Genomic DNA, 14,049 nt, shown 5'->3' on the forward strand with positions numbered 1-14,049 from the left:
GGTCTCCTGTGAGGTCAATCCAGGGTCAGTTGATGGATCAGGCGCGCCGCCGAACGGGCGGTGCGCTGGTCGATGTCGTGGTCGGGGTTGAGCTCGGCGAGGTCGGCGAGGCGCAGCTTGCCGCTGTCGCGCACCGCCTCGATAAGCGGTTCGAGCTGCGCCAGCGTCACGCCGCGGGCCGCTGGCGCACTGACCCCGGGGGCCTCGGCGGCGGGCAGCACGTCGAGGTCGATGGTCAGGTAGAGGTGGTCGCAGCGCGCCATGAAGCGCTCCAGGTCGCGCTGGATGGCGTCGAGCCGGGGCGGCTGGAAGTCGCGATCCTCGCGCACCAGCACGCCCAGTTCCCGGGCGCGGTTGAACAGCGCCCGGGTATTGGCGGCACGGCTCACCCCCAGGCAGGCGTAGCGAAACGGCCAGCCGCGGGCCTCGCAGGCCTCGGCGATCTGCGCGAAGGGCGTGCCGGAGGAGCGCACATGCGCCGGGTCGCGCAGGTCGAGGTGGGCATCGAGATTGATGATGCCGACCCGCGGCTTGTCTGCGCCGCTGGCGTCGAGGTGGCGGGCCAGCCCGGACCAGCTGGCGAAGGCGATCTCATGGCCGCCGCCGAGGGCGATGGGGCGCTGGCCCGACGCGAGCAGGGCAGCCAGCCGCTCGGCGAGGCGCGCCTGGGCGGCTTCCATGTCGGTATCGCCGTGGCAGCTCACGTCGCCGGCGTCATAGGCCGGCGCCTGGCGGTGCCAGGCCAGCGGCGCCAGGGCGCGACGTAGCGCACGAGGCCCCTTGGCGGCGCCGATACGTCCCTTGTTGCGTGCCACGCCGGCATCGCAGGCGAACCCCAGCAGGGCAACGCCAGGTGGGCTGTCCGGCATCAGCGGCTGGATCGCTTGATGCCAGCGCAGGCTGTCGGCCTCGGGGTCCTCGCGGCCGGCCCAGGCCGACATGTCGATTGAGTTAGCCATGGGCCACCTCGCCGTTAAAGATTCGCTGGCGCAACCGGCCGGGCTGCACGGCATAGGCCAGCGCCGCCGGGGTGTCGGCGCTCCACAGGCAGAGGTCCGCCGGGGCGCCGGCTCGGATGCGGCCGAGGCCTTGTTCGGCGAGTCCGAGCGCCAATGCGCCGTGGGCGGTCATGCCGGCCAGGGCTTCCTGAGGCGTAAGTCGGAACAGGGTGCAGGCGAAGTTGAGCATCAGCGTCGGGTCGAAGATCGGTGAGCTGCCGGGGTTGGCGTCGGTGGCCACGGCCATCGGCACGCCTGCGCGGTGCAGGGCGTCGATGGGCGGCAGCTGGGTCTCGCGCAGGGTGTGGAAGGCACCGGGCAGCAGCACGGCGACGCTGCCTGCGTCGCGTAGGGCGGCTACGCCGGCCTCGTCGAGGTATTCGATATGGTCGGCGGAGAGGGCGCCGAAGCGCGCCGCGGCGGCGCTGCCGCCGAGGTTGGAGAGTTGCTCGGCGTGGGCCTTGATGGGCAGGCCTTGGGCCTTGGCGGCGGCGAAGACCCGCTCGCACTGGGCCACCGAGAAGGCGATCTTCTCGCAGAATACGTCGACGGCGTCGGCCAGGCCCTCGGCAATGGCGGCGGGGATCATCTCTTCGCAGACCAGGCGGATATAGCCGTCGCTATCGTTCTTGAACGCCGGCGGCAGGGCGTGGGCGCCGAGCAGGGTGGTGACCACTCGCACCGGCAGCGCCTCGCCCAGGCGACGCGCCACGCGCAGCATCTTGAGCTCGTCGCTGACCGTCAGGCCGTAGCCGGACTTGATCTCCACCGTGGTCACGCCCTCGGCCATCAGTGCTTCGAGGCGCGGCCGGGCGGCGGCGAAGAGTTCGTCCTCGCTGGCCGCGCGGGTGGCGTTGACGGTGCTGAGGATGCCGCCGCCGCGGCGGGCGATCTCCTCGTAGCCGACGCCTTCGAGGCGCTGCTCGAATTCATCGGCCCGCGAGCCGCCAAACACCAGATGGGTATGGCAGTCCACCAGGCCGGGGGTCATCACGCCGCCGCGGGCCATTTCGCGGCACGCGGCAAGCCGTGCATCGTCCGCCTGGGCCATTGGCATCACCTGGTCGATACGCTTGCCCTCGACGATCACCGCCATCGGCTCGGGGTGGCTGCGATGGCCGTCGAAGAGCGTGACGTCGCGCCATAGCATGGCGGTTGGCTGGGTGCCTGGCATGGGGCCTCCTGCTTGAGTGGCGTATTTGTATATACATTTAGACATACCCGCTGGCGACGTCAAGTGCGGTGTCGGCATGTCGTTGACGCGGCTTGCGCACATAATGGGCGATAAGGGATTATTATATTGATAATAAAGGATTTTATTTCTTTTCATTGCAATCCGGAAAGATGCTTTCGGGACTTGATAAGACCAAAGTATAGTCGCTGATGAGGCGTCGGGATTGGCGGCGGTGGTCGTCATATTGTATATACATATGGTCGGTATCCTTGCGATTCCCGCTACTGCCAATCAGACAACCAGAGGGAGGCACTCCCCATGTCAGACCATCACTCCGCGGCCGATGGGGGCCGTCCCAGGGCAACCGCCCGGCCCGCCACCGTGCTCAAGCTGTTTCTGCCTAGCGCGCTGGGCATCCTGATCTTCTTCGTGCCGGTCACTATCGCCGGCAATACCACCATCCTGCTCGACCATATGGTCACCGGGGGGCGTAACCTGCTAGGCGACCTGAGCGGTTTCTACGCCCTGGGCTGATCGTGGCCGGTGCCGCCTATCCGCTGGTCAAGGGCTACTGGAATCGCAGTCTTACCGAGCGCATTTTCAGCGTGTTGAAGATTGCCGGGGTAGCCGCGGCGCTGATGGCTATGACCGGCTGGGGCCCAGGCTTCCTGCACGAACCCGATATGCTGCCGTTCCTGTTCGAACGGCTGGTGATCCCGGTCGGGCTGATCGTGCCGATCGGCGCGGTGTTTCTGGCGCTGCTGATCAGCTACGGGCTGCTGGAGCTGATCGGCGTATTGCTGCAGCCGATCATGCGACCCATCTGGCGCACGCCTGGGCGCAGCGCCATCGATGCGGTGGCGTCCTTCGTCGGCAGCTATTCAATCGGGCTATTGATCACCAATCGGGTCTATCAGGCGGGTCAGTATTCGGCACGCGAGGCGGCGATCATCGCCACCGGCTTCTCCACGGTGTCGGCGACCTTCATGATCATCGTCGCCCGCACCCTCGACTTGATGAGCGTATGGAACCTCTACTTCTGGCTGACCCTGGCCATCACCTTCATCGTCACCGCGGTGACCGTGCGCCTGCCGCCACTGTCGCGGATGGACGATGGCAAGCCGGACGGCGAGCCCGAGGCGCTGCCCGGCAAGCGACTCTCCACCGCCTGGCACACCGGGCTAGGGGTTGCCGAGCAGGCGCCGGGCCTACACCGCAGCGTGGCGCTCAACGTACGTGAAGGACTGGTGATGGCGATCAGCATCCTGCCGTCGATCATGTCGGTGGGGCTGCTAGGCCTGCTGCTGGCCAAGTACACGCCGCTGTTCGAGTGGCTGGGCTGGCTGTTCTACCCGTTCGTGGCGATCTGGGGGCTCGATGACGGTGCGGCCCTGGCGCAGGCCTCGGCGGCGGGGCTCGCCGAGATGTTCCTGCCGGCCCTGTTGATGGCGGAGGCCGAGTTCGTGGCGCGCTTTGCCGCCGGGGTGGTGTCGGTATCCGGGGTGCTGTTCTTCTCGGCGTCGATCCCCTGCATCCTCTCCACCAGCATTCCACTGTCGGTGGCGCGCATCGTGGTGGTGTGGTTCATGCGCGTGGCGCTGAGCCTGCTGCTGGCGGTGCCGGCGGGGTATCTGGCCCTGGCGCTCTCCGGGGGGTGAGACGTCCCGCCCTTGTCGCCTCACTGCGGCCGGACCTGAGTTCGGTTGCAGTGCGGAGGATCAGCTGCCGTTGCGGTGCACCGAGGAGCGCAGCTTGTAGCGCTCGCCGGGGTGTATCAGCCGGGCATAGCTGATCAGATGCTCGCCGGACCAGGTGCGGCGGATCATGCTCAGGCAGGGGCGGCTGGTCTCGGTGTCGAGATGGCCGGCGGTGGTGGCATCCACCAGCACCGCTTCGACCACGTGCTCGATATCGCTGATCGGGCAGGCCGCCACCAGCACCTCGTTGGGGGTGTGACGCGAGAAGTCGGTGGCCAGGTAGTCGGGCACCCAGCGCGGGTTGACGTAGCGATCCTCGAGCTGGATCGGTATCGTGTTCTCGCAGTGCACGATCAGGGTGTGGAAGACCTGGGTGCCGAGGCGCACGCCGAGGCGCAGGGCCACCTCGTCGTCGGCGGCGATGGCTTCGCTGGCGAGTACCTGATTACTGTAGGCGTGGCCGCGGCTGCGCACCTCCTCGGCGATGTTATGCACGTCGACCAGCGATGACTCCGCCTTGCGGTCGGTGACGAAGGTGCCGAGCCCCGGTTGGCGGGTCAGGTAACCCTGCTGCACCAGGTCGCGTATCGCCTTGTTGGCGGTCATGCGACTGACGCCGAAGTCGCGGGCCAGCTGCTCCTCGGGGGGGATCTGATGGTGCGTCGGCCAGACGCCGCTGTGAATCTTCTCCAGCAGGTGTTGCTGAATCTGCAGGTAGAGCGGGGGAGAGCTGCCCATGGTCGGCGCGGGATCCTATGTCAGTGATCGGTCATCAGGCTGGGATAGTCTACCCGCCAGCGGCGGCGGTGGCACCCCGGGACATGAGCGATATGTATCCCGTTAGGCTTAATTGACATAAAAGAAACTTGCTCGAACGCCATATATAGACAACCTTGATAAAGACAAACCCCACTAAGCGGGTCGTATATGACGCCGTGATAGTTTAGGGACGAATTATCAAGTAAGCGACTGCACTAGTTCACGGTGCATCCTGTCGCGTTGCGTCGCCCGCACCCGATTGAGGAGGGCATGTCATGCAGCGCCTCTACTTCCTTACCCCCGACCTGGATACCACGGTCAATATCGCCCATGAGTTGGAGGATCTGGGTTTGTCCCAGAGTGAAGTGCACGTCACCGGGCGCGACTGGGTGCACCTCAAGGAGCGCGGCGTCAACAATGCTACCCTGCGTCAGACCTCCGACGTGGGGCATGCCGCCGTGCGCGGTTTGTTGTTCGGCATCCCGCTGGGCTGCGCCCTCGGCGTGCTGGTCTACTTCGTGCTGGGCGAGGGCCTAGGCGACGTTGGCATCAGTATGGTGATCGCCGGGATGGGCATTTTCGGCGGGCTGTTCGGCGTCTGGACCAGCACCATGATCGGCGTCTCGGTCCACGACGTGAAAGTCGACAAGTACGAAGACGAGATCGAACGCGGTGCCTTCCTGATGATGGTCGACGTCGCCAAGGAACAGGAATCGAAAGTCTATTCGGCGATTCACCGCCATCACCCTGAAGTGATCATCGATAAAGTAACAGCGGAAGAGCGACGTCATCACTGTGGCACTGGTGTTTAAGCCTCATATCGCCATTATTACTTTCCGCGAGTTGCTAGTAGCGAATTGGTATATTGTCCGGATGGATGTGCTTAAAAGGTAACTAATAGCCAGCTGTTACATAAATAAGTCTGATGGCTGGCTGACAATATAGTCAGGCGTAGGCAAGGGGGCGACGGTGGCAATTGCGATTGCGGTCATCGTGTTGGCGGTGGGCTCGGTGCTGTTCTTCTTTTTCAGCCCCTGGTACCTCACCCCACTGGCGTCCAATTGGGGGGCGATCGACGACACCATCCAGATCACCCTGTGGGTGACCGGGGCGGTGTTCCTGGCAGTGAACCTGTTCCTGGCCTACGTGGTCGTTCGCTACCGTTTCAATCAGCGCCGGCGCTCCCAGTACGACCCGGAGAACAAGTCGCTGGAGATATGGTTGACCGGTCTCACCACGCTGGGCATTGCCGGCCTGCTGGCACCGGGCCTGGTGGTCTGGGCGTCCTTCGTGTCGCCACCGGAGGATGCGCATCAGGTTGAGGTCGTGGGCCAGCAGTGGCACTGGAGTTTCCGCTTCCCGGGGGAAGATGGCCGTTTCGGCTCGGCCCACAATCGTTTCATCGATGAGCACAACCCCTTCGGTCTGATCGATGATCCGGCGGGTCAGGACGATATCCTGATTACCGCGCCACACCTGCTGCTGCCGGTGGATCGACCGGTGAAGATGGTGCTGCGATCCAAGGACGTGCTGCACAACGTCAAAGTGGCCAACTTCCGCGCCAAGATGGACATGGTGCCGGGGCAGACCTCCTACTTCTGGTTCACGCCCACCGTGCTTGGCGAGTACGAGATCGTCTGTGCCCAACTTTGCGGCATCGCCCATTTTGCCATGCGCGGGCGCATCGAGGTGGTCGAGCAGCAGGTCTTCGACGCCTGGCTCGCCGAGCAGCCCACCTATGCCGAACTCGCCGCTCGCCAGCCTGGCGACCCGCAAGCGGGGGAGTCCCGCTATACCAGCTGTGCCGCCTGCCATGGCGCCGAAGGGCAGGGCAATCAGGACCTCAACGCACCCAAGCTGGCGGGGCTCGACGCCTGGTACCTGGAGCGTCAGCTCGAGCTGTTCCGCAGCGGGGCGCGTGGTACTCACGAAGACGACATCTACGGCATCCAGATGCGTCCCTTCGCCAGCATGCTGCCCGACCGCCAGGCGATAGCCGACGTGGCGGCCTATATCGAAACCCTACCCGAGCGGCCGCTTCAGGCCAGCCTGGACGCCGGCGACCCCGAGCGCGGCGCGCGCCGCTATCGCACATGCGCCAACTGCCATGGCCAGCAGGGGCAGGGCATCCGCGCCACCAACGGCCCGCGGCTGGCGGGCATGCCGGACTGGTACCTGGAGCGCCAGCTGCAGAATTTCCGGCAAGGGATTCGCGGGCGGCATCGCGAGGATCCCTACGGCAACCAGATGATCGAGATGGCCCAGGTGCTGGTCGACGAGCAGGCGGTCAGCGACGTGGTGGCCTACATCATGACCCTGCCGCAGCCCGGTGGCGAGATGGCGGCGGTGACGTCAGCGGCCAGGGAGGAGTGAGCGATGGCAGACCACGGACAGCACAGCGTGCCCCACGCCCCGGCGGGCGAGTTCGACGACATGGAGCTGGTGCATCCCAAGACGTTCCTCGGCAAGTACGTGTGGAGCCAGGATGCCAAGGTGATCGCCATTCAGTACGGCGTGACCGCCATCGCCATCGGGCTGGTGGCGCTGGTGCTATCGATCCTGATGCGACTGCAGCTGGGGTTTCCCAACACCTTCTCGTTGATCGACCCGGCCAGCTACCTGCAGTACGTCACCATGCACGGCATGATCATGGTGGTCTATCTGCTTACCGCACTGTTCCTCGGCGCCTTCGGCAACTACCTGATTCCGCTGATGTGTGGCGCCAGGGACATGGCCTTTCCCTACCTCAACATGCTCAGCTACTGGTTCTACCTGGCCGCGGTGCTGATCCTGATGGCCAGCTTCTTCGTGCCGGGGGGCGCCACCGGTGCCGGCTGGACGCTCTATCCGCCCCAGGCGATCAGCCCCGGGACGCCGGGCATCGACGGCGGCATCCTGCTGATGTTCGCGTCGCTGTCGGTGTTCATTGCCGGCTTCACCATGGGCGGCCTCAACTACGTGGTCACGGTGCTCCAGGCGCGCACCCGGGGCATGACGCTGATGCGCCTGCCGCTGACCATCTGGGGGATCTTCATGGCCACGGTGATGGCGCTGCTGGCCTTTCCGGCGCTGCTGGTGGCGATCCTGATGATGCTCTGCGACATGCTGCTGGGCACCAGCTTCTTCATGCCCGAGATGCTCAACCTCGGCGAGCAGTCCGGCCATGAGGGCGGCAGTCCCTTGCTCTACCAGCATCTGTTCTGGTTCTTCGGCCATCCCGAGGTGTATATCGTCGCGCTGCCGGCGTTCGGCATCGTCTCCGACATTCTCGCCACCCATGCGCGCAAGAACATCTTCGGCTACCGCATGATGGTGTGGGCGATCATCATCATCGGCGTGCTCAGCTTCGTGGTCTGGGCTCACCACATGTTCGTCAGCGGCATGAATCCCTACTTCGGCTTCCTGTTCGCCACCACCACCCTGATCATCGCCGTGCCCACCGCGATCAAGGTCTACAATTGGGTGCTGACGCTGTGGCGCGGCAACATCCGCATGACGGTGCCGATGCTGTTTGCCATCGGCTTCATCTTCACCTTCGTCAACGGTGGGCTCAGCGGGCTGTTCCTGGGCAACGTCACCGTCGACGTGCCACTGGCAGATACCTACTTCGTGGTCGGCCACTTCCATATGGTGATGGCGGTGGCACCGGTGCTGGTGGTGTTCGGTGCGATCTACCACTGGTACCCCAAGATCACCGGTCGGATGATGGATGACACCCTGGGCAAGGTGCACTTCTGGGTCACCTTCCTGGGCACCTACGCGATCTTCTACCCAATGCACTTCATGGGCTTCGCCGGCGTGCCGCGCCGCTACTACGGCTACGGCGAGACCGCCTATATCCCCGATTCGATCCAGACCCTCAACGCCTTCATGAGCGTGGCGGCGATCATCGTCGCGCTGGTGCAGCTGGTGTTCTTCTACAACCTGGTGCGTAGCTACTTCCACGGCCGCCAGGCGGGGCCCAATCCCTGGCAGGCCACCACCCTGGAGTGGCAGACCGAACACACCCCGCCGCGCCACGGCAACTTCGGCGCCGAGCTGCCGGTGGTCTACCGCTGGGCCTACGACTACAGCGTGCCCGGCGCCAAGCAGGATTTCCTGCCCCAGAACATGCCACCCGAGGCGGTCGAGGCCGATGACGCGGCGCCAAGGAGGTCGTCATGAGCATGACCGTCTCGCTGGTGTTCCTGGCGGTGCTGATGGCCGTGTTCGGTGGCTGGCTGTTCAGCTATTCGTTCAGGGTACGCCCCTGGGAGGCCCAGGCCGCGGGGAGCCGCCAGGTCCAGGGGCTGGGCGGCGGCCAGGTGCCGCCTGCTGCGACCGCACCGCGGGTGGGATTGGCGGTATTTCTGGCGGTGGTCACCTCGCTGTTCGCGCTGACCATCAGCGCCTACCTGATGCGCCAGGAGATGGCCCATGACTGGCATCCACTGGCGGTGCCGGGCCTGCTGTGGTGGAACACGGCCTGTCTGGTGCTGGGCAGCGTGGCGCTGCAGCTGGCCTGGCGGGCCGCCCGGCACGAGCAGCCGGCATGGCTGCTGCGCGGGCTGCTGGCCGGAGGTGGCTTGACCATCGCCTTCATTCTCGGCCAGGCGCTGGCCTGGTGGCAGCTGCAGGCCGCTGGCCACTACTTGGCGGCCAATCCGGCCAATGCGTTCTTCTTCCTGCTCACGGCGCTGCACGCTGCGCACCTGCTCGGCGGTCTGTTCGTCTGGTCGCGCTGCCTGTTCCGCCTGCAGCAGGGCGCCACACCCGGCGCCATGCGCCAGAGCGTCGAGCTGTGCGCGCTGTACTGGCACTTCCTGCTGCTGGTGTGGGCCATTCTGTTCGTTCTGCTGCTGAGGACATGAGCATGGCGAATCCCGATTCCAACGCCTCGCCGCCTTCCCAGGGCTCGTCCGGCCTGATCCGCGACTGGTCGGCGGAGCGGCGCGTGTTCGACGTGCCGTGGGGCAAGGCGATGATGTGGCTGTTCATCCTCAGCGACGTGTTCATCTTCGCCTGCTTCCTGGTCGGCTACATGGTGCTGCGCATGTCCACCGTGGAGCCCTGGCCGGATGCCAGCGAGGTGTTCGCGCTGACCGTCGCCGGGCAGTCGATCCCGCTGCTGCTGATCGCCATCATGACCTTCATCCTGATCTCGAGCAGCGGCACCATGGCCCTGGCGGTGAAGTATGGCTATGCCAACGACCGTCGCAAGACGGCCGCGCTGCTGCTGGTCACGGCGCTGCTGGGGGCCAGCTTCGTTGGCATGCAGGCCTTCGAGTGGGCGATCTTGATCGGCGAGGGCGTACGCCCTTGGGAGAACCCCTGGGGAGCGGCTCAGTTCGGCGCGGTGTTCTTCCTGATCACCGGTTTTCACGGCACCCATGTCACCATCGGCGTGATCTTCATCGTGATCATGGCGGTCAAGGTGATGCGCGGTTCGCTGGACGGCGGGCGGCCGGGGTTTCTGACCGGGCGCCGGGGCAACTACGGCATGGTCGAGAGCCTGGGACTCTACTGGCACTTCGTCGATCTGGTGTGGGTGTTTATCTTCGCATTCTTCTATTTATGGTAGGAGGCCGTCATGGCGCATGACAGCGATCAACACCAGCCCGAGCTACGCGTCTATCTGCGCGTATGGATCTGGCTGTTCGTGCTCAGCGTACTCTCTTACCTGGTGGATATCTCGGGGCTCGAAGGGTATCCCAAGTGGGGCCTGATCACCCTGTTCATGCTGCTCAAGGCCGGCCTGATCGTGGCGTTCTTCATGCACATGGCGTGGGAGCGCCTGTCGCTCATCTACACCGTGCTGCTGCCGCCGGCGGTGCTGCTGTTCCTGGTCGCGCTGATGGCCATGGAAGCCAACTATACGCTGCTCTCGCGGCTCGCCAATCTGGCCGGTTGACAGCAACACGACGCCGTCATCGCGGCGTGCGACACTGGCCATCGGTCAACCATCCAGAGAGATAGCGATGATCCGCTCCATCGAGGAACTGCGTGCGCTCTACCCGCCTGCCAAGCCGCGCGCCCTGCAGAAGCAGCTCAGCCACCTGGATCAGCACTGCCGACGCTTCATCGCGCTGTCGCCGTTCGTGGTCCTGGCCAGCGGCGATGGCGCCCAGCAGGATGCCTCGCCACGTGGTGGCGCGCCCGGCTTCGTCAAGGTAGTCGATGACACCACGTTGTTGATTCCCGATTCACCGGGCAACAACCGCCTCGACTCGCTGAGCAATATCATCGCCAGCGGGCGTCTCGGGCTGCTGTTTCTGATCCCCGGCGTCGATGAGAGCCTGCGCATCAACGGCGCGGCCGAGGTGTCGGTGGACGAGGCGCTGCTGGCACAGCTGACAGACGAGCGCCGCACGCCTCGGGTGGTGATTCGGGTAACGGTAGAGGAGGCCTACCTGCACTGCGCCAAGGCACTGATGCGCTCGCGGCTGTGGGCCGACGACAGTCGCCGCGAACGTGCGGTGCTGCCGAGCATGGGCAAGATGATCCAGGACCAGACCGGCGGCAGCGGCGAACCCGAGAGCCAGGCGGCGATGCTGGCGCGCTATCGGGACGAGCTATGAGGTAGTGCGGCGGACACTCATCCCGACCAGCCCAGCATGATGGGTACGTAGACCACCAGCAGCAGCACGCAGATCAAGCCCAGCAGGTAGGGCAGGATGGCGCGGGTGATGCGCTCCAACGGCAGCTGGGTGACCGAGGAGGCGACATAGAGGTTGATCGCCACCGGCGGGGTGATCATGCCGATCGCCAGCCCCATGACGATGATGATGCCGAAGTGGATCGGATCGATGCCGAGCTGGGTGACCAGCGGCAGCAGCACCGGGGTGAGAATGATCAGCGCGCTGGCGGTCTCGATGAATACCCCGGTGAGCAGGATGATCGCCACGATCAGCAGCATGATCACATAGGGATCGGTGGACAGCGACAGCACCGCCTGGGCGATGGCGCCGGGCACCTGCCAGCTGGACAGCGTCCAGCTCAGCACCGCGGAGGTGGCGATCACCAGCATGATTACCGAGGTGGTGATCGCAGAGCGGATCAGGATGCGGTAGACGTCGGCCAGGCGCAGGTCGCGGTACACGAACAGCGACACCAGTAGGGCATAGTTGACCGCCACGACGGCGGCCTCGCTAGGGGTGAAGATCCCCGAAAAGATACCGCCGAGGATGATCACCGGCGTCATCAGGCCCCAGCTGGCGCTCTTCAGGGTGCGCCAGATGGTCGCCATCGACAGCGGCGTGCCGCGCGGGTAGTTGCGGCGATAGGCCTGGGTGATGGCAATCGCGGCAAGCCCCAGGCCCATGATCAGGCCGGGTATGAAGCCGTTGAGAAACAGCTTGGAGACCGACTGCTGGGCGATCACGGCATAGATGATCATGGGGACCGACGGGGGAATCACCACGCCAATGGTGCCGCTGGCGGCGATCAGGCTGGCGGCGGAGGCCGGGTCATAGCCCTTGCGCTTGAGTTCCGGCACCAGGCTCGACCCTACCGCTGCGGTGGTGGCAGCGCCGGAGCCGGAGATGGCGGCGAAGAACATGCCCGCGCCCACCGAGACCAGCGAGAGCCCGCCCTTGAGAAAGCCGAACAGGGCGTCGGCGAAGTCCACCAGCTTTTCGCTGACCTTGCCCTGGGCCATCAGGTCGCCGGCGAGGATGAACATGGGTATTGCCACCAGGGCAAAGGAGTTGATGCCCTGAAACATCTGCTGGGTGACCACCATCAGGGGAACGCCCTGGGCATGGATGGCGACCAGGGTGCTGGCGCCGATGGCCAGGGCGATGGGTACCCCGAGCAGCATGAAGATGAAGAACAGCGCGAACAGCAGGCCGGTCATGCGGGCGGTTCCTCGGCGTTGGGGCTACCCGAGTCGATGGCGTCGGGCGGTGCCACCAGTGCCTCGACCAGATCGACCAGGGCATACCAGCTCATCAGTGCGGAGGCGAGCGGTATCACAGCGTAGATATAGGTCATCGACAGGCGCAGCGAGGCCGAGCGCTGAAAGCTCTGGGCATGCATGTACTGATAGCCGATCACCACCAGCGCGATCATGAAACCCAGCGCAACCAGCAGGGCGGCGATACGTGCCAGCCGCTGCAGGCGCCTGGGCAGGGCCTCGACGACGAACGTCACGGCGATGTGCCGGCCGCGCTGGAAGGCCAGGGTGGCACCCAGGAAGGTGATCCAGATCAGCAGAAAGCGCGACACTTCTTCGGTCCAGCCGACGGCACTGAACAGTACGCGAGAGACGATCTGCAGTGTGATGGTGGCGATCAACGCCGCCATGCCAGCGAATACCAGGGGCTGGATGACGGCGTCAACGGCTCGCTCGAAACGCTGCAGCCGCGGAAGCAGGGCGAGCAGCAATCGCATTTACTCGAGCGCCGCCCGAATGCGTTCCAGGTAGTCGCCGAACTGCTCGCCATACTTGTCGTAGACAGGCGCCACGGCGGCCTGGAAGGCTTCGAGATCGGGGGTATCGTTGATCTCCATGCCGGCAGCGCGCAATTCGGCGAGCTGCTCGGTCTCCATCTCGGCGTTCATGCGCCGCTCATGCTCGGCGGCCTCTTGGGCGGCATCGCGCAGGACGTCGTGAGCGGCCTCGGGCAGCTGGTTCCACACCGGCATGCCCATCACGAAGATCGCTGGGGCATAGGTATGCCGCGACAGCGTCATGTAGGTCTGGGTCTCGTCGAGGTTGAAGGAGTGAATGACGTTGACCGGGTTTTCCTGACCGTCGATGGTGCCCTGCTGCATGGCGGTCAGGGCTTCGGTCCAGGCCATGGGGATGGCATTGGCGCCGAGTTCGCGGAAGGTATCGGTGTAGACCGGATTCTCCATCACGCGGATGCGCAGGCCGTCGAGATCGTCGGGGGCGTTGACCGGGTGCTGACTGTTGGTCAGGTTGCGGAAACCGCGCTCGGCGTAGGCCAGCCCCTTGAGGTTGACGTCGGCGAGCTTGTCGAGCAGCTCCTGGCCGATGGGGCCGTCGAGGACCTCGTAGGCAGCCTCCGGCGAGGGGAACAGGAACGGCAGCTCGAAGACCGCCATCTCTTCGACGAAGTTGGCCACCGGGCCGTTGGTTATCACGCCCATGTCGATGCTGCCGATCTGCATGCCTTCGAGCAGGGTGCGTTCGTCGCCCAGTGAGGCGTTGGGGTAGATGTCGATGCTGACGGCGCCCTGCGTGCGTTCCTCGACCAGCTCCTGGAACTTCACTGCGGCGATATGAAAGCCGTCCTGCTCGTTTACCACGTGGGCTAGGCGCAGCGTAACGGGATCCATGTCGGCGAACTCGGAGGCTTGGGCGGTAGTCAGCATGGCCAGTGAAACACCGGCGGCCAGCGTGCAGCGTACGAAGCGATTCATTATGATTTTCCTTTTTGTGGTCAAACCCTTGAAGCATGCCCGAGGCCTGATGCCA

Annotated in this window: 13 protein-coding genes and 1 pseudogene; 8 read left to right on the forward strand and 6 right to left on the reverse strand. The window is 64.9% G+C overall.

Features of this window, described 5'->3' with window-relative positions; all coding sequences use genetic code 11:
• Window positions 1-14: 14 nt before the first annotated feature.
• Window positions 15-959, reverse strand: a complete 945-nt coding sequence (locus BWR19_07100; GenBank protein APX92715.1) for a formimidoylglutamase — start codon at window positions 957-959, stop codon at window positions 15-17.
• On the reverse strand, window positions 952-2,172 hold the full coding sequence (locus tag BWR19_07105) for an imidazolonepropionase (GenBank protein APX92716.1): 1,221 nt from the start codon (window positions 2,170-2,172) through the stop codon (window positions 952-954). The genes BWR19_07100 and BWR19_07105 overlap by 8 nt, the downstream gene beginning before the upstream one ends.
• Window positions 2,173-2,490: 318 nt before the next feature.
• On the opposite strand from BWR19_07105, the pseudogene BWR19_07110 reads away from it, so the two are divergent.
• Window positions 2,491-3,830: pseudogene (locus BWR19_07110) on the forward strand (histidine transporter).
• 60 nt (window positions 3,831-3,890) lie between these two features.
• Here BWR19_07110 and BWR19_07115 read toward each other — a convergent pair.
• Window positions 3,891-4,607 (reverse strand): histidine utilization repressor, encoded by a 717-nt coding sequence (locus BWR19_07115; protein ID APX92717.1) that lies wholly within the window; start codon window positions 4,605-4,607, stop codon window positions 3,891-3,893.
• A gap of 296 nt (window positions 4,608-4,903) precedes the next feature.
• On the opposite strand from BWR19_07115, the gene BWR19_07120 reads away from it, so the two are divergent.
• The 7 genes from BWR19_07120 to BWR19_07150 all read left to right on the forward strand — a co-directional run bounded on the left by BWR19_07120 (window position 4,904) and on the right by BWR19_07150 (window position 11,185).
• Entirely contained in the window at window positions 4,904-5,440 is a 537-nt protein-coding gene (locus tag BWR19_07120; protein APX92718.1) for a DUF1269 domain-containing protein, read from the forward strand.
• Window positions 5,441-5,597: 157 nt separating this feature from the next.
• The gene (locus BWR19_07125) at window positions 5,598-7,001 is read left to right on the forward strand and encodes a cytochrome-c oxidase (protein APX92719.1); all 1,404 of its coding nucleotides are present in this window, start codon (window positions 5,598-5,600) and stop codon (window positions 6,999-7,001) included.
• A 3-nt stretch (window positions 7,002-7,004) separates the two neighbouring features.
• Entirely contained in the window at window positions 7,005-8,792 is a 1,788-nt protein-coding gene (locus BWR19_07130) for a cytochrome c oxidase subunit I (GenBank protein ID APX92720.1), read from the forward strand.
• Window positions 8,793-8,794: 2 nt separating this feature from the next.
• Window positions 8,795-9,478: a cytochrome oxidase subunit III gene (locus BWR19_07135; protein ID APX94935.1), complete on the forward strand. Its 684-nt coding sequence runs from the start codon at window positions 8,795-8,797 to the stop codon at window positions 9,476-9,478.
• The gene (locus BWR19_07140; GenBank protein APX92721.1) at window positions 9,475-10,188 is read left to right on the forward strand and encodes a bb3-type cytochrome oxidase subunit IV; all 714 of its coding nucleotides are present in this window, start codon (window positions 9,475-9,477) and stop codon (window positions 10,186-10,188) included. The genes BWR19_07135 and BWR19_07140 overlap by 4 nt, the downstream gene beginning before the upstream one ends.
• Before the next feature lie 9 nt (window positions 10,189-10,197).
• Window positions 10,198-10,518 (forward strand): cytochrome C oxidase subunit IV, encoded by a 321-nt coding sequence (locus tag BWR19_07145; GenBank protein ID APX92722.1) that lies wholly within the window; start codon window positions 10,198-10,200, stop codon window positions 10,516-10,518.
• A 67-nt stretch (window positions 10,519-10,585) separates the two neighbouring features.
• On the forward strand, window positions 10,586-11,185 hold the full coding sequence (locus tag BWR19_07150) for a phosphohydrolase (protein ID APX92723.1): 600 nt from the start codon (window positions 10,586-10,588) through the stop codon (window positions 11,183-11,185).
• Window positions 11,186-11,202: 17 nt separating this feature from the next.
• On the opposite strand, the gene BWR19_07155 is transcribed toward BWR19_07150, so the two are convergent.
• The 3 genes from BWR19_07155 to BWR19_07165 are packed head-to-tail and all read right to left on the reverse strand — an operon-like array spanning window position 11,203 to window position 13,994.
• A complete protein-coding gene (locus BWR19_07155; GenBank protein ID APX92724.1) occupies window positions 11,203-12,462 on the reverse strand; it encodes a C4-dicarboxylate ABC transporter permease in 1,260 nt (419 codons plus the stop codon).
• Window positions 12,459-12,998, reverse strand: coding sequence for a C4-dicarboxylate ABC transporter permease (locus BWR19_07160; GenBank protein APX92725.1), 540 nt, complete (start codon window positions 12,996-12,998; stop codon window positions 12,459-12,461). Before BWR19_07160 ends, BWR19_07155 begins: the two co-directional genes overlap by 4 nt.
• Window positions 12,999-13,994 carry a C4-dicarboxylate ABC transporter substrate-binding protein gene (locus BWR19_07165; GenBank protein ID APX92726.1) on the reverse strand — a complete coding sequence of 332 codons (996 nt, stop codon included), beginning with the start codon at window positions 13,992-13,994 and terminating at the stop codon, window positions 12,999-13,001.
• Window positions 13,995-14,049: the final 55 nt, after the last annotated feature.

Origin of the sequence: Halomonas sp. 1513, assembly GCA_001971685.1 — a bacterium.
In the GTDB taxonomy this organism is placed as follows: Bacteria; Pseudomonadota; Gammaproteobacteria; order Pseudomonadales; family Halomonadaceae; genus Franzmannia.